Source organism: Flavobacterium sp. UBA4854, from assembly GCF_002399805.1.
GTDB lineage: Bacteria > Bacteroidota > Bacteroidia > Flavobacteriales > Flavobacteriaceae > Flavobacterium > Flavobacterium ginsengisoli.
In genome coordinates, this window is the sequence record NZ_DHEI01000105.1 from 29,573 (window position 1) to 47,796 (window position 18,224).

The 18,224-nt window shown below is 33.2% G+C and carries 10 protein-coding genes; 9 read left to right on the plus strand and 1 reads right to left on the minus strand.

Annotation, left to right across the window (positions count from 1 at the left end; translation table 11 throughout):
- The 4 genes from B3J44_RS15490 to B3J44_RS15505 all read left to right on the plus strand — a co-directional run.
- On the plus strand, positions 1-834 hold an 834-nt coding region (locus B3J44_RS15490; protein ID WP_414654812.1), incomplete at its 5' end, for a glycosyltransferase.
- Positions 835-868: 34 nt separating this feature from the next.
- A complete protein-coding gene (locus B3J44_RS15495; protein ID WP_198857060.1) occupies positions 869-2,338 on the plus strand; it encodes a lipopolysaccharide biosynthesis protein in 1,470 nt (489 codons plus the stop codon).
- A 95-nt stretch (positions 2,339-2,433) separates the two neighbouring features.
- Positions 2,434-4,086: a mechanosensitive ion channel family protein gene (locus B3J44_RS15500; RefSeq protein WP_286969461.1), complete on the plus strand. Its 1,653-nt coding sequence runs from the start codon at positions 2,434-2,436 to the stop codon at positions 4,084-4,086.
- A gap of 233 nt (positions 4,087-4,319) precedes the next feature.
- A complete protein-coding gene (locus B3J44_RS15505) occupies positions 4,320-4,619 on the plus strand; it encodes a hypothetical protein (RefSeq protein ID WP_198857062.1) in 300 nt (99 codons plus the stop codon).
- A gap of 91 nt (positions 4,620-4,710) precedes the next feature.
- Here the strand turns inward: B3J44_RS15505 and uvrA are convergent, their stop codons facing one another.
- A complete protein-coding gene (gene uvrA / locus B3J44_RS15510) occupies positions 4,711-7,506 on the minus strand; it encodes an excinuclease ABC subunit UvrA (RefSeq protein WP_286969464.1) in 2,796 nt (931 codons plus the stop codon).
- Positions 7,507-7,699: 193 nt separating this feature from the next.
- Between uvrA and B3J44_RS15515 the strand changes: the two genes are divergently transcribed.
- The 5 genes from B3J44_RS15515 to B3J44_RS15535 all read left to right on the plus strand — a co-directional run.
- A complete protein-coding gene (locus B3J44_RS15515) occupies positions 7,700-10,501 on the plus strand; it encodes a helix-turn-helix and ligand-binding sensor domain-containing protein (protein WP_286969466.1) in 2,802 nt (933 codons plus the stop codon).
- 241 nt (positions 10,502-10,742) lie between these two features.
- Positions 10,743-13,805: a SusC/RagA family TonB-linked outer membrane protein gene (locus tag B3J44_RS15520; protein ID WP_286969468.1), complete on the plus strand. Its 3,063-nt coding sequence runs from the start codon at positions 10,743-10,745 to the stop codon at positions 13,803-13,805.
- Positions 13,806-13,816: 11 nt separating this feature from the next.
- On the plus strand, positions 13,817-15,316 hold the full coding sequence (locus B3J44_RS15525) for a RagB/SusD family nutrient uptake outer membrane protein (protein WP_286969470.1): 1,500 nt from the start codon (positions 13,817-13,819) through the stop codon (positions 15,314-15,316).
- A gap of 12 nt (positions 15,317-15,328) precedes the next feature.
- Positions 15,329-16,933, plus strand: a complete 1,605-nt coding sequence (locus B3J44_RS15530) for a hypothetical protein (RefSeq protein ID WP_286969472.1) — start codon at positions 15,329-15,331, stop codon at positions 16,931-16,933.
- 11 nt (positions 16,934-16,944) lie between these two features.
- On the plus strand, positions 16,945-18,224 hold a 1,280-nt coding region (locus B3J44_RS15535), incomplete at its 3' end, for a family 16 glycosylhydrolase (RefSeq protein ID WP_286969475.1).

Genomic DNA, 18,224 nt, shown 5'->3' on the forward strand with positions numbered 1-18,224 from the left:
CACTTAATTGGTCTAGAATTACAGCAGAAATTAAACGTAAAATGGTTTGCCGATTTTCGCGATCCTTGGACAACAATAGGCTATCATAAAGCGCTTCGTTTGTCTTCTTATGCTGAAAAAAAACATAAAAGTTTAGAGCATAAAGTGCTTAATGCTGCAGATGAAATCATCGTAACAAGTAAAACTACTAAAACTGAATTTGAGGCTATTACCAATAAGCCAATTACAGTAATTACAAATGGTTACGACGTAGAAACAGTCGAAAAACAAACTTTAGACACGAAATTTACTTTAGCTCATATTGGATCTTTCTTGTCTGATAGAAATCCGCCATTTTTATGGGAGGTTTTGGTTGAATTGCTGAAAGAAGTTCCAGAATTTAAATCTCATTTAGAAATTAAATTAATTGGAGCGGTAAGTCAGGAAGTTTTAGATGCGATAGAAGAAAATCAGCTGAAAGAATATTTAAATTTAGTGGGTTACGTTTCTCACAAAGAAGCTGTTGCACATCAAAGAAAATCTCAAGTTTTACTTTTAATAGAAATTAATTCTGAAGATACGAAAAGTATTATTCCAGGAAAATTGTTCGAATACATGGTTTCAAACCGTCCAATTGTTGCAATTGGGCCTCAAGGTTCTGACTTTGCCGATATCGTAACACAGACCAATACTGGAGTATTTTTTGATTATTCTGAGAAAGCGAAGTTAAAAAGTGTAATTTTGGACTTTTTTAATCAGTTTTTGGAAGGGAAGCTGCAATCGCATGGAATTGGTTTACAGCAATATTCAAGAAAAAACTTAACCAAACAATTGGCACAGCTGATTAAAGGATAATCATTAAACATCAAATACAATCTAAACTCAAGAAATGGGTATTGTCTTAAATCAGTCTTTTAAAAACACTATAATTACATACATTGGTTTTGGTATCGGAGCCATTAATACATTATATCTTTATCCCGTTTTTCTTGGGGCAACATATTACGCTTTAACCAATTATATTACATCTGCGGCAAATGTAATCATGCCTTTGTTTGCAATTGGAATGCAGAATACGCTTGTAAAGTTTTATTCGCAATATAAAACAGAAGAAGAAAGAGAACAGTTTTTGTCTTTTACAGCGTTATTTCCTGTTTTAATGTGTATTCCGTTAGGACTTATCGGAATCTTCTTTTATGATGATATAACCGATTTTGTTTCTAAAGAAAATCCTGTAGTTCGCGAATTTATGCTTCTAATTCCGTTTATCGGAATCTGCATGGCTTATTTTGAGATTTTTTACGCGTGGGCGAGAGTGCATATGCATTCTGTTTTTGGAAACTTTATTAAAGAAGTTGGCTTGCGATTGCTTTCTACAATTGCCTTAGTCGGATTATATTTCAATTGGATTTCGCTGGTTGAATTCGTTTATATAACAGCGGGAATCTATTTTTTTGCATTTTTGATTACGATGTTTTATGCCTTTTATATCAAAAAACCGAATTTCCAAATTAGTATTCCAGAGAATGTAAAAGCGGTAATGGAATATACTTTTTATATTATTCTTTCAGGAAGTGTTGCCAATTTGCTTTTAGATGGAGATAAACTGATTTTGAATCAGTACATGAAAATTGAAAATATTGCATATTATTCGGTTGCTACTTATATCGCTTTAGTAATTTCAGTTCCGAGCCGCGCAATGCACCAAATTGTATATCCAATTACGGCTAAATTAATGCATGAAAACAAACATGATGAGTTAAATAGGCTTTACAAAAAGACGTCTATTAACTTGCAGATAGTGGGCGGATTTGTAATGCTTTGCATTTTTGTAAATATTCATCAGCTGTATGAATTAGTTCCTGCAGAATATAGTGGCGGAATCCCAGTAGTTTTTATGATTGGTCTTTCTAAGTATTTCGATTTGATTTTAGGAAATAATAATGCTATTATTTTCAATACAAAATATTACCGAATGGTACTTTATTTAGGATTAATGTTGGTTGTTCTAACGGTAATTTTAAATGTTATTTTTATCCCTATTTTAGGAATTTTTGGTTCTGCTTTTGCAACACTTCTTTCAATTACCTTATATAGTTTGGCTAAATTGCTTTTTGTGGTTAAAAAGCTGGATTTGTATCCTTTTACAAAACAAACTATTCATTCCATACTTTTAACTTTTGTATTGTTTTTGGTTTTTGTTTTCTGGGAATTTCCATTTTTCCAATTGATTAGTATTGCTTTAAAATCTATTTTAGTGACGATAGCGTATGTGTATTTGAATTATAAATTCAAAATTTCATCTGATATCAATAATGTTATTGATTCTATTTTCAAGAAATTAGGTTTTAAAATTTGATCTGATTTTTCTGTAAAAAAGAAAGTAATTTAAAAATCAGAGCTTTTTTGTTTTATATTTGTTAGAAAGGATAACTGACTTATTTCTAATTGAATATGAAAATAAAAGTACTTAGGTTATTAGCTTTCTTTTTTGTCTTGTTTTCTTTTTCGGTAATTGCTCAGAAGAATAATCTGAAAAGCGTTGAAAAAGAACCTGTAACAGTAAAATTAAAAGGTTATCCAGTTAAACCTTTTAACGACACACTTTTTTTTGTTTATCATAATGTTGGTTCCTTTTCTGCAAAAGAAAGGGCGCAATACATAACGAATAAGATTAAAAGGCTGTACAATGAATCGTTTTTCGAGAAAGATTCTATAAAAATTATTCCTTCAGATGTTTCTATGGATATTGTGTACCAAAGCGATTTGGTAATAATGTCTGTTTTGGAAGCCGATGCAAAAGCAGAAAATACTACGATAAAGGCTATTGCTAATCGCAATCTGGCTAAAATTAAAAGTGCTATAATTTATCAGAATGAAAATTATTCGCAACTTCCTAAACGAATTGGTTATACAGCATTATTAACCCTTATAATTGGGTTGGTTTTATTTTTAACAGCGAGAATTTTCAATTACATAAGAAAATATATTGTAAAGAATAGAGCAAAATATTTTAAAGGAGTAAGTTATAATTCCATAAAAATATTATCTCCAGAGAAGCAACAGTTTTTAGCGCTCCGTTTTTTTGGAATCATAAAAATAATTACGCTTATTTTAATTGTATATCTTTCGCTTCCTGTTTTATTTAGTATTTTCCCTGCTACAAAAGACTATACTACTACATTGCTCAAATGGATCTTGACACCAGCAAAATCTGCGGTTATGGGATTCGTAAGCTTTCTTCCAAGTTTGTTTACTATAATTGTAATTATCATTATTTTTAAATATTCGCTTAAGGTTATTAAATTTTTCTTTGATGAAATAAAATCAGAAAACATTAAAATTGATGGCTTTTACAGCGACTGGGCCTTGCCGACATTTAATGTGATTAGATTGCTGATGTATGCTTTCATGCTGGTAATCATTTTTCCGTATTTGCCTGGGTCAGATTCGCCTATTTTTAAAGGAGTTTCGGTTTTTGTTGGAGTTTTATTTTCATTAGGTTCCTCCAATGCTATTGCTAATATGGTCGCGGGTTTGGTTATTACCTATATGCGTCCGTTTAAAATTGGGGATTATATAAAAATTGGAGATGTAAGTGGAGAAGTAATTGAAAAAACAGCTTTAGTTACCAGAATCAGAACGCCAAAATTTGAAGATATTACGATTCCAAATGCTACTGTTTTATCAAGCACTTCTACTAATTATTCGGCAAATACGAATCAGTCCACAAATGGATTATTAATTCATACCACAGTTACAATTGGATATGATGTGCCTTGGAAAGACATACATGCCGCTTTGATACAAGCTGCTTTAAATACTGATATGATAGAAAAAGAGCCTAAACCATTTGTGCTTCAAACCAGTTTAGACGATTTTTATGTTTCCTATCAGATTAACGTTTATACCAAAGAGCCCACAAAGCAACCGCGAATTTATTCGTCGCTTCATCAGAATATTCAGGATTCTTTTAATGCGGCAGGAATTGAGATCATGTCGCCACATTACGGTGCTTTGCGTGATGGAAACACCACAACAATTCCGCCAAATTATTTAAAAGAAGATTATGAATCTCCTGTTTTTAATATTAAAAATAAAGGTTAAATTATTGATAACGTGTGATTAAATTTGAAAATTTAACACTTGAATATTTTGTAATTAATCGAATTAAAATTAACTTTAACATGAAAGTTTAGCATTACTTTGAAGAAATTGCAAAAATATTTCTAACAAAATACCTAATTACAGGTATTGTTTTATTTTTTCAGGTTAAATAATTTTGCAAGAAATTGTGGACGAATAAAAAGTTATTGGATTAATTGTAGATTAAAGTTATTATGAAAAACAATCATCTCAGCCAGGAACAAAGCATGCAAGTATTTTCTAATATGATTTCAAACAAGGTTCATAATGGATTTACTTTAGAAGAGAGAAATGATGAGTTGCTTTTCGCGGTCTTATCTAAAGGAGGAAAAGTAGTTAATCACAGTTTAAATTTTCTGATTTTTTGTTTAACTCTAGGTTTATGGTCATTTGCGTGGCTTTATCTCACCCTTGAGGCTTCAAAACAGAAAAAGATTTTAGTAGCTATAGACGAAGATGGATTTCCTTTTGAGGAAAGATGTTTGGTAGCCTAGTAACATTAAAAAAAGAGAAATAAAATATAAAGCCATAAATACAAACTAATCAATTGTATTTATGGCTTTATTATTTCAAATAGGGCAACTTTTATAGCTTGTCTTTTAAGTAAATTCCGGTAACAGATTCTTTTACTTTTACAATATCTTCTGGAGTTCCAGAAGCAAGTAAATGCCCTCCGTTTTCTCCGCCTTCAGGACCTAAATCAAGTATCCAGTCAGCACATTTTATTAAATCAAGATTGTGTTCGATTACAATTATCGAATGTCCTTTTTCTATTAAAGCATCAAACGAAGCTAAAAGCTTTTTGATATCATGAAAATGAAGACCAGTTGTAGGTTCGTCAAAAACAAACAAAGCTTTGTCTTTTGTTGCTCCTTTAACCAAAAAGGAAGCTAGTTTAATACGCTGTGCCTCTCCACCAGAAAGCGTAGAAGAAGATTGTCCTAATTGAACATAGCCCAAACCGACATCTTGAAGAGGCTGTAATTTTTGAGTGATTTTTGACTGCTTATTTTTTTCGAAAAAAGCAATCGCATCATCAATTGTCATGGTTAGAATGTCATTGATGTTCTGGTTGTCAAAAGCAACTTCTAAGATCTCTTTTTTAAATCGTTTTCCACCACAAGTTTCACAAGGAAGCGAAACATCGGCCATAAAAACCATTTCAACATTTATAGAGCCTTCTCCTTTACAAGTTTCGCATCGGCCTCCATCGACATTAAAAGAGAAATGTTTAGCTTGATAACCTCTTATTTTTGATAATTTTTCTTTCGCATATAAATCACGAATATCATCATAAGCTTTGATATAGGTAACAGGATTTGATCTTGAACTTCTTCCAATCGGATTTTGGTCTACATATTCAATATGTTTAATCTGCGAAAAAGAACCTGAAATTTCAGTGAATTGTCCAGCTTTTTCGGCGGCACTTTCCAGCTTTTTTTGTACCGCAGGAAATAAGATTTTCTTAATTAAAGTACTTTTTCCACTTCCAGAAACACCTGTAACTACGGTTAAAACGTCTAAAGGAAAAGTAACATTAATATTTTTTAAGTTATTTTCGCGCGCACCAATTATGTCGATATGATTCTTGAATTTTCTTCTCTTCTTAGGTACAGAAATCTCTAAATCTCCATTTAAATATTTTGCAGTTAAAGAATCCGATTTTAGGATTTCGTCATAAGTTCCTTGTGCAACCAATTTTCCTCCAAAAGTTCCGGCTTCTGGACCAATGTCAATAATCATATCGGCAGCTTTCATGATATCTTCATCGTGTTCAACCACAATTACAGTGTTACCTAGATCGCGTAGAGAAAGCAAAACTTTAATTAATCTTTCAGAATCTTTTGGGTGAAGACCAATACTTGGCTCATCAAGAATATACATTGATCCAACCAAGCTGCTTCCAAGAGAAGTTGCTAGATTGATACGTTGTGATTCTCCTCCAGAAAGAGTGGCAGAATTTCTATTTAAAGTAAGATAATCTAAACCAACTTCTGTTAAAAATGACAAACGATTATTGATTTCGACCATTAAACGTTTAGCAATCTGCTGTTCGTATTGATTTAATTCGATGTTTTTAAAGAAAGTAACCAAATGTTTAATTGGTAAATCAACCAGATCAGAAACTGTTTTTCCGTTGATTTTTACATAAGATGCTTCTTCTCGTAAGCGTTTTCCTTTACAAGTATGACATTTTGTTTTACCACGATAGCGAGAAAGCATTACTCGATTTTGTATCTTATAGTTTTTCTCTTCTAGTTCTTTAAAGAAATCATTAAGTCCTTGAAAATACTGATTTCCAGTCCAAATTAAATCTTTTTGTTCGTCAGTTAATTGGAAATAAGGTTTGTGAATTGGAAAATCAAATTTGTAAGCGTGTTTTACCAATTCGTCTTTATACCAGCTCATGCTGTCGCCACGCCAAGGATATATGGCACTTTCGTAAATCGATAATGAAGTATTTGGAACAACTAAATCAGCATCAATGCCGATTATGTTTCCATAACCTTCACAGACTGGGCAAGCTCCATACGGATTATTAAAACTAAACAAGTGAACATTTGGCTCTAGAAAAGTCATTCCGTCAAGCTCAAAATTATTAGAATAAGAAAATCTCTTTTCAGCATTTAATTCTTGCAGATAGCAAATTCCTTTTCCTTCAAAAAAAGCAGTTTGAACAGCATCAGCAAGACGATTGAAGAATTCTTCTTCTTCTTTTACAACGATACGATCAATAATCAATAAAATGTCTTTATTGTCAAGTTGATGTAAGTCTGAAGCAGAAAATTCGTCTAAACGAACCATTTCGTTATCCACTAAAATACGAGCAAAACCTTGTTGCAAAAGCACTTTCAGTTTGTCTTCTAAAAGTCTGCCTTCTTCAAGATGAATAGGAGCAAGTAATAGCCACCTGCTGTCAAGAGGAAGACTTTTAACATCGGAGATTACATCTGTAACGGTATTTTTTTTGACTTCTTGTCCAGAAATAGGAGAATAGGTACGCCCAATTCTAGCAAACAGAAGTTTGATATAGTCGTAAATTTCAGTAGAAGTTCCAACTGTTGAACGAGCATTGGTTGTGTTAACTTTTTGCTCTATGGCAATTGCTGGAGCAATACCTTTAATGTATTCTACTTTTGGTTTGTCTAAACGGCCCAAAAACTGACGTGCATAAGAAGATAGACTTTCTACATAACGTCTTTGTCCTTCTGCATATAAAGTGTCAAAAGCTAAACTCGATTTTCCTGATCCTGAAAGACCTGTAATAACAACCAGTTTATTTCTCGGAATAACCACATCTACATTTTTTAAATTATGTACTTGTGCTCCTTTAATTATAATATTTGATTTTGGATCTATTTTAGAAAGGTCAATTTGCATAAAAAAGTCAATTTTTACAAAAGTAATCAATTTTGAGTAGAGTTTTGTTAAGGATATTGTTCCAAATCTTAACAGAATTACGACATATGTTTTTGATTTTATGGGGATTTTTTTTCGGCAAAATTTGTTATTTCATATTAAAATACCCTACTTTAGAACTGTTTTAGTATTATTTTAATATCCTGACCAAATTTTGAAAACTACACTAACTACCTTACTTTTTTTAATAAATTTCCTGTTGTTTTCTCAGGAATTTCCGCCAATCATTAAATATTCTCCTTCTGTTTATGGAGCTGGAAATCAAAGCTGGATGATTTCGCAGGATCATAATAATTATTTGTATTTCGCCAATAACGACGGATTATTAGAATATAACGGAACTAGTTGGCAATTATATCCGGGGCCAAACGAAACTATTATTCGTTCTGTAAAAGTAATTGGCAATAAAATCTATACAGGAAGTTATATGAATTTTGGTTTTTGGACCAGAAAAGAAGATGGAAAACTTAAATATACTTCGCTAAGCGACGGTATAAAAAATAAGATTTTAGACGATGAACAGTTTTGGAATATTCTTAAATATGATCATTGGATTTTATTTCAGTCTTTAAACCGAATTTATATTTACGATACCAAAACGGGAAAGTTTAAGATAATCGCGCCCAAAAATGGTGTCGTAAAATCGTTTGCCTCGACAAATGCAATTTATTTTCAGACTTCTAAAGAAGGGCTTTTTGAAATTGAAAGAGGTAGAGCAAAATTAATTTCAGATGATCCGATTTTAAAAAAGTTTACGGTTGCCAATATTTTTACGATAGATGATGGTTTATTGCTTCAAACGCAATTAGATGGTATTTACAAACTTTCAGGAAATTCTTTAACCCATGTTGTTACAGATGTTGATGCTGAATTAAAATCGAGTTTTGTATACAGCAGCCAGCGCTTGCAGGACGGAAGTTTTGCTTTAGGAACTGTATCAAACGGAATTTTTATTTTATCTGATAAAGGAAAGCTCAAATACCATCTTACGCAGAGTAAAGGTTTAAGTAATAACACTGCTTTATCGCTTTTTGAAGATAAAGACCAAAATTTATGGACAGGACTTGATAACGGAATCAACTGCATCAATATGCAGTCGCCAGTGCATAGTTTTACAGATGATACGGGAGTTTTAGGAACGGTTTATGCATCTGCCATTCATAACGGAATGCTATATATAGGAACCAATCAGGGATTGTTTTGCAAGCCTAATCAAAGTAATTCAGAATTTAAGTTTATAAATGGAACAAAAGGGCAGGTATGGTCTTTATTTGTTTATGATAATACGCTTTTCTGTGGACATGATTCGGGAACTTTTATTGTGGTAAATGAAACCGCCAAAAGTATATTTTCAGCTTTTGGAACCTGGAAGTTCGAGCATATTCCAGGAAACAAAAATCAGTTGCTTCAAGGAAATTATTATGGCATTTCGGTTTTAGAAAAAAGAAACAATCAATGGGTTTTTAGAAATAAAATTCAGGGTTTTGATTATTCTTCTCGATATTTTGAAATAGGAAACGATTTTGATGTTTATGTAAGCCATGAATACAAAGGAATTTTTAGATTAAAACTTGATAAATCATTATTAAAAACACAAGGCTTTTTTGCTTACAAAAGCCCAGATAAAGGTAAATATGCTAGTTTAACAAAATTCAACAATTCGATTTACTATGCATATAAAGGCGGTATTTTTAAATTGAATGCTAAGACAAGACAATTTGTAAAAGACAGCGTATTAAGTTCCATTTTTGAAAAAGACGAATATACATCTGGTAAATTAATAGTTGATAATTCTAATAAAATCTGGCTTTTCTCCAAAAACTACATTCATTATTTCTCGGCAAGTAAATTAAGTAATCAATTAAAAGAAAATTTAATTCCGATACCTTCTTCTTTGACCAACTCGATGTTAGGTTATGAGAATATCACGCAGATTTCTAAATCTACTTATTTAATAGGAACTACAGACGGGTATTATACATTAAATATTGACGACTTAAGTTTTAAAAACTACAATGTTTTTATTACAGATATTACCATCAATAAGCAAAATGAAACTTTTAAAAATGTGGGTATTTTAAGTGAAGGAAGCTTCAAATCTGATGAAAATAATATAACGCTCAATTATACAGTTCCAGAATATAATAAGTACATTAATTCTGAATACCAATATTTATTAGAAGGTTTTCAGAATGAATGGAGCGAATGGAGTACAAAAGCAACTGTAAATTTTAAAAATCTACCTCCAGGAAAATATACCTTTAGAGTAAGAGCCAAATATGCGAATACCATTTTGCAGAATACTGCTTCGTATACATTTGTAGTTTTAAAACCTTGGTATTTAACAAATCTGGCTTACTTTATTTATTTCCTCTTACTGCTAACAATGGCTTATTTTATTAATAAGGCATATCGAAATTATTATCAAAAGCAAAAAGAAAAATTAATAGAAGAGAATAATCTTTTATTAGAAATTAAAGAGCTTGAAAACGAACAGCAGTTAATGAAACTTCGCAATGAACAGCTTTCGCAAGATGTTGATAATAAAAACCGCGAATTGGCAGTTTCGACCATGAGTTTGAATAGTAAAAACGAATTATTGGCTTTTATTAAAGAAGATTTGAAAAAAACTGCTCAAAACGATAGCTCAAATATCAAATCTGTAATTAGTACCATAAATAAAAATATTACCGAAGAAGATTCTTGGAATGTATTTAAGGAAGCATTTGATAACGCCGACAAAGATTTCTTGAAAAGGATTAAACAAATGCATCCCGCCTTAACGCCTAATGACCTGCGTTTATGTGCCTATTTGAGACTTAATCTTTCATCTAAAGAAATAGCTCCAATGTTTAATATTTCGGTTAGAAGCGTTGAAATAAAAAGATACCGTTTGAGAAAGAAAATGGATTTGCAGCACGAAAACGGTTTAGTTGAATATATTTTGGCTGTATAGTATTTTAAAAAACGGCTTTAAATAACTATACATTACCTCAACATTAAGCTTTTGTTGGGAAATTGCGCGCTAAATGTTAAGAAAATTAACATTCAGAAATTATAGTTATACAACGGTATTTTTTATTATATCCTGATTTTGCAGTATATTTTTTTGTGATGTATGTTTTTTGTTGAGGTTAATTTTGTCGTTTTCATAAACGGAACAAATAAATTTAGCTTTCAATAAAAACTAACTAATTATGAAATCTAAATTATTACTGCCAGTATTATTACTGTTTACATCTTTTGCATTTTCGCAAAACTTAGATGTATCAGGAACGGTACTTGATGCTTCTGGATTATCATTGCCAGGCGTAAACGTAAAGGTTAAAAATTCGTCTAAAAGTACAACCACAGACTTTGACGGATCTTTTAAACTAACTGATGTTCCAAAAGGAACAACAATTGTTGTAAGTTATATTGGTTACAGAACGCAAGAAGTTGCTGTTTCTGGAACTAAAATGACGATTAGAATGAACGACGATACTAAGTCACTTGACGAAGTCGTTGTTATTGGTTACGGTACTCAAAAGAAAAGAGAGGTTACTGGAGCTGTAGCTGTTGTAGACAGTAAAACACTAGATGTCTTGAAACCAGCAAGAATCGAACAAGCTCTACAAGGAACAATTTCGGGTGTGAATGTCACGACGCAGTCAGGAGCGCCAGGAGCACCGCTTGATATCCGTATTCGTGGTATAGCCACAAATGGTGAGAACAAACCTGCCACTATTATTGATGGATATGTTGGTGATTTAGGACTTTTAAATCCTAACGACATTGAGACAATTACGGTTTTAAAAGATTCGCAGGCAGCTATTTATGGGGTTCTTGGAGCAAACGGAATCATTTTGGTTACTACTAAAATGGGGAAAAAGAATTCTAAAACTAGAGTTTCTTTTAATAGTTATGCCGGTTTTCAGCAGACTTCAAGAAAAATGCCAACTTTGAATGCTACAGAATATGCTTTGCTTTTAAATGAAAGTTATGCAAACGGCGGAAAACCAATCCCTTATCCTAATGTAAGTGGGCTAGGAAAAGGAACAGATTGGCAGGATGAAGTTTTTCAAAATGCTCCAATTATTAATAACGATTTGACAATTTCTGGCGGATCAGATAAAATTACTTATTCTATCAGTGGTTCTCATTTAGATCAGGAAGGTATTGTTGGCGGAGATAAATCTGGCTTTTTAAGAAATACTGCCAGAATTGCTCTTGGTGCTGATTTAAGTGATAGAATCAAATTAAAGACTAATGTTATTTATACGTATTTTACGAGAAATACCTTAAATGAAAATGGTCTGGGTTCTGTACTTTTTAATGCTTTAAACGTTCCGGCAACCTTAAGTCCGTACGATGCAAATGGTGATTTTAGTCTAGTACCTAGTACAACAGGTTTAGGAACAGAAATTATTAACCCGTTAGCACAAATTGCAAATACGTACAATGATTATAACTACAAAAAATTAAACGGAAATTTTGGTTTAGATTATAAAATCTTTAAAGGATTTACCTTATCAAGTTCTATAGGTTTTAATACGTCAAACAGCGAATCAAAAACGTTTAATAAACAAATTAGTTATGGCGGAAAAGTTTTTGATGTACAGAGAAGTTCTGTTACTCAAGGAGCTGTAAATGATAACAATTATTCATTTGACCTTTTTGGAACATACAATACAAAAATTGCAGAAGCACATAATATTACCGGAACTTTAGGAACAACAATTTTTAAAGAATGGGGTAACGGATTATATGCAACTGGTTTTGACGTGCCAAATAATGCATGGGAAAATGCAGATATCTCTTTAACAAAAGGAATTTCAAACACACTTACAAACAGTGCTTATGTGTATGATCAAAGAAGACTTTCTTATTTTGGAAGATTACAATACGATTTCAAAGGAAGGTATTTGCTTTCTGCTATAATTAGACGTGATTCTTCTACAAAATTTGGTCCTGGCAATAAAGTAGGTTATTTTCCTTCTGTAACGGCAGGATGGGTAGTTTCTGATGAGAGTTTCTTTGGAGAGTCAAAATTTGTAAACTTCTTGAAATTTAGAGCAAGTTATGGAACTTTAGGAAATGACCAGATTCCTAATCTTGGCTATTTAGGACTTTTAAATGGAGAAGCAACCTACGTATTTGATGGTACTTTAGTAAACGGAACGGCAAACGGTCAAGTGCCAAATCCAAATTTAAAATGGGAACAAGCTCAAAAGTTTGATGTTGGTTTAGATTTAAAAATATTAAATGACAAAATATTTATCGCAGCAGATTATTTTTCAGATATCAGAAAAGATTTATTGATTCCTAATATTCCAGTTTCAGGTATTAACGGTACCGGAGCGCCAGGTGCCAGCGCGCCGACTTTAAACGCAGGAACAGTTAAAAACTCTGGTTTTGAATTTGCGATCGATTATAAAGATAAATTTTCTGATGATTTTACTTTCAGTATAGGTTACAATGTGACTTTCCTTAAAAACAAAGTTACTGAAGTAAATAACGGAACAGGATTTATTGAAGGCGGTGCTTTTGGTGTTGGACAGCCAGCTCCTTCAAGAATGGAAGTAGGTAGACCAATGGGATATTTTTATGGATATAAAACCGATGGAATTTTTCAAAGCCAAGCCGAAGTTGATGCACATCCATCACAGTTAGCTTTAGGAGCAAATGCTGCGCCCGGAGACATTCGTTATGTTGACTTAAACGGAGACGGTGTAATTGATACAAAAGATAAAACCAATATTGGAGATCCAATTCCAGATGCTACAATGGGTTTCAATTTGCAATTAAATTACAAAGCTCTTGATTTTGCTGTATTTACATTTGCATCAATAGGAAACGATATGGTTCGTAACTACGAAAGAACACTTTCTGATGCTAATCGTATTAATTATGTTTTAGACAGATGGACAGGACCAGGCACAAGTAATTCTACGCCAAGAGTAACAACAGGAGCAACATCTAATAATGTATTCTCTGATTATTTTGTAGAAGATGCGTCTTATTTAAGAATTCAAAATGTACAACTTGGTTATACACTTAATCCAGAAATATCAAAAAGAGCAGGAGTTTCTAAATTAAGACTTTATGCAGCGGTAAATAACCTTTACACCTTTACAAAATATAAAGGTTTTGATCCAGGTGCTTCTTTTGGTCCTACTAATAGAGACAATACTTCACAGTCTCCTATTGGAGCTGGAATCGATTATGGTTTCTATCCAATTCCAAGAACATATTTAATGGGCTTAAACATTAATTTTTAATTTCAGTTAAAATGAAAAAGTATTTATTTATATCCACTATAACACTGGTTTTTTTCTCGACCGTACTAACATCATGTTCGGATGAGTTTGTAGATCCAAAACCAGAATATTCTATCGACTCAGAGAATTATTTTAATTCTAAAGAAGAATATGACAATGCATTAATTGCAGCTTACGATTTACTGCAGTCTTCTTATGTAAATGTTTTATTAGGAGAAATTGCTTCAGATAATACACTTTGTGGAGGAGAAAGTCCAACCGATGTAATTGGTTTTCAGCAGATCGATGATATGATTCATACACCTGTAAATAGCAATTTAAGAGACATCTGGAATTGGATGTTTGCTGGTGTTCAAAGAGCCAATTATATTCTTGAATTTCAAAATAAAACAGATTTTCCGGGAAAAGCCCAAGTTATTGCAGAAGCACGTTTTTTAAGAGCGTACTATCAGTTTGAGTTAGTTAAATGGTTTGGAGGTATCCCAATGAAAGGCGATGCGAGATTTAAAATTGGCGATGAAAAGACAATTCCCCGATCGTCTGTTGAAGAAGTTTACGCTTCTATAGAAGCCGATTTAATTTTCGCATCTGCTAATCTATCTCCAAACGCAGCACAGCAAGGGCGTATTACAAAAGGTGCAGCTCAGGCATTATTAGGAAAAGCATATTTATACCAAAATAAATTTGCTCAGGCTGCAGCTTCGCTTGACGCTGTTATTACTTCTGGAAAATACAAATTGGTAACAGATTACAACTCAATGTTTGAAGCAGAAGGAGAAAACGGAACAGAATCTATTTTTGAAGTTCAATATACAGATGTTGAAGGAGCAGGATTTGGATGTTTGCAGTGTAGTGAAGGAAACGTAGCAGTTGGTTTTAACGGTATTCGTAACTATTCAGGCCCTTTATTTTCTTCTGGGTACAGTTTTAATATTCCAACTCAAGATTCGTTTGATGCCTTTAAAACTGGAGATAAACGTAAAGACGTTGCCATCTTAGATATCAACGCATGGGCTTTGGCTAATGCTTCTTATGACAACGGAAACGGTATTACATTCGGAAAAGGAAATGAAGATACAGGTTTCTTCAACAGAAAATATCTGCCAAGAAAAAGAAGCAAAGATGCAGCAGGAGATTTGAATTTGACAAATCCAAACAACTACAGAGCGATTCGTTATGCAGATGTATTGTTGATGGCTGCTGAGGCTTATAATAGAGGCGGAATTGATGATGGAAAAGCAAGAACGTATTTAAATGAGGTGAGAAGACGTGCATTTGGAGATACAAATCATGACATTGCAACTTCTGGCGCAGCTCTTACAGATAATATTTTAGACGAAAGAAGACTTGAGCTTTTTGGAGAAGGACATCGTTTCTTTGACTTAGTAAGAACTGGTAAAGCTGCAGGAACTATTCCTGGCTTTAAAGCAAATAAAAACGAATTATTTCCAATTCCAATTGAAGAAATTCAGTTTGCAAACGGAAACTGGGCACAAAATCCTGGATACTAAAAAACATCAATTATGAAAAAAATACATTTTATTATAAATTTTTTCGTTTTGGCAGTACTCATAGGCTGTGCAAACGATGACTTGGATATTGATTTAGACGGAATAGCTGCACCAACAAATATTTCGGTTTTAACAACAGTTACGCAGGATAATACCGGAAAAGTTACTTTCCTGCCAAAAGGCGAAGGTGCATCGCAATACAAAATTAGTTTTGGCGACGGAACACCTGACTCTGATTATGCAGGAGTTGGATCGACTATTTCTCATATTTATAAAGAAGGTGTTTATAAGTCTAAAATTATTGCATCTGGACTTAACGGAAAAACAGCCGAAATAGAAAAAGAAGTAGTGGTTTCTTTTAGAGCTCCAGAAAATTTAAAAGTTGTAGTAACAAATGACAAATTAGTTTCTAATAAAGTAACCGTTACAGCAACTGCAGATTTTGCTTTATTTTACGATGTGTATTTTGGAGAAGCAGGACATCCTGATCCGGTTTCGGCTAATAATGGAGAACCAGTTTCATACACTTATCAGGCTCCAGGAGTTTATACGATTAGAGTAGTTTCTAAAAGTGCGGCTATTAAAACAACTGAACACACAGAAGAAATTACGGCAAACTTAGTGTTAAACCCAACAACATCTGCACCAGCGCAGCCAGGTAGACAAGCGGGAGATGTTATTTCTATTTTCAGTTCTAAATATACAGACCTTGCAGGAACTAATTTTAATCCAGGATGGGGACAGTCAACAACTTTTGCTGAATTTGATTTAGACGGAGATAAAATGTTGAACTATAATAATCTGAATTATCAAGGAATTGCATTGGCAGATAATGTAACTATTGATGCCTCTGAAATGGAATATATTCACATGGATGTATGGACAGCAGATCTAGACAAATTAGCCATATTCCTTATTAGTAAGACAAATGGAGAAAGAAAGGTTGTAAAAGATCTTACGGCAAAACAATGGACAAGTATTGATATTCCAATTTCGGCATTTACAAGCCAGGATGGTTTTACAGTTGCTGATATTTTCCAATTAAAATTAGACTCAGCTCCAACAGCAGGTAAGAATATTTATATCGATAATATTTATTTCTATAAAACTGCATCTGCATCAATAGGATTGCCAATTGATTTTGAATCTACGAGTTTAACTTACGCTTGGGGCGGATTCGGAAATGTAGATGCTTCTGTCGTTGCAAATCCTAATAAAACTGGACTAAATGTTTCTGATAAAGTAGTCAAATTAGACAAAAAGATAGGAGCAGAAACCTGGGGAGGAGCAAGTTTAAATCTTGAAAATTCATTTGACGCTTCAAAAGGAACTAAAGTAAAAGTAACAGTTTGGTCGCCAAAAGCAGGAGCAAAAATATTATACAAAATGGAGCTTTCTACATCACCAAAAGACGGTAATGGAAATCCAACTGTTTTTGTGCAGGTAGAGGTGCCGACAACGGTTGCTAATGGCTGGGAAGTATTGACATTTGATCTTACAACTGAAGCCTCTTTCAACAGCACTATAAAATACGACAGAGTAATTTTGTTTCCAGATTTTGGAACAACAGGAACAGGAGAAACTTATTACTTTGATGATATAAAACAATCCAATTAAAACAAGAAATCATGAGCAAGAAATTAATTATAAAGATAGTATCCCTATTTACGATTCTCTTGATGACGGGTTGTCAGAAAGACGATTATACATTCGGATCAATAAGTACACCTTCTAATTTAAAGGTAACAGCCGAAATTGTGGGTAAAACAGCCGATGCTCCTTATGGAGACGGATCTGGAATAGTAAAGTTTGTAGCAACAGCAGATAATGCCATTTCGTATAAATATGTTTATCCAGATGGATCTTCAGATAATGCTCCAAGTGGGAAAATCACTAAAAGATTTACCAAAACTGGAGTTAATACCTATACAGTAACTGTTCTAGCAACAGGAGCAGGAGGAGTGGCTACAAATACAACAATCGATGTTGAGGTGCAAAGTGATTTCAGCGACGATGAAGCAGTTCAATTGCTTACAGGCGGTTCTTCTAAAAAATGGTATTGGGCAGCAGCAGAACCAGCACATCTTGGTGTAGGACAGAACGATGGTGATGCAGCGAATAACTTCTTCCCTAACTATTATAAAGCAGGACCATTTGAAAAAGCAGGTTCTCCAAACAGTAGCTGTTTGTATGATAATGTGTTAACATTCTCTCTTGATGGTGAAGTGCTTAAATTCCAATTGGATAACGGTGGTGCAACATTCTTCAATAAAGATTTTGGAAGCGTTGCTGGAGCATCAGGTCTATCAGAAGATATGTGTTTAAGCTATAATACTGGTGCTGCAAAAATAGTTTCATTAAGTCCTTCAGAATCTGTTGTAATGAATAATCCAGACCATGCAGAACAAACAAGAGGAACAACAATGAACTTCTCTGATAACGGATTTATGGGCTATTATATTGGTCAAAGTTCTTATGAAATTTTATCGCTTACAGCAAATAGAATGGTAGTTAGAGCTGTAATGGGAGGAAACCCTTCACTAGCTTGGTATCATACTTTTACAACTACACCACCAAATCCAAATCCAGAACCATCTATTGATTATACAAAACTGGTTTTCGAAGATAATTTTGATAAAGATGGAGCGCCAGATCCAACAAAATGGACTTACGATTTAGGACGTGGAAATAATGGCTGGGGAAATAATGAAAAACAAAACTATACCAACTCAGCTTCAAATATTGTAGTTGAAGGTGGGTTTTTGAAAATCACAGCTAAAAAAGAAAATTCTGGCGGTGCAGAATATTCATCTGCAAGATTAAAATCGGATGGGAAATATGCTTTTAAATATGGTAAAGTTGAGGTTCGAGCTAAATTGCCATCAGGTGGAGGAACTTGGCCTGCAAT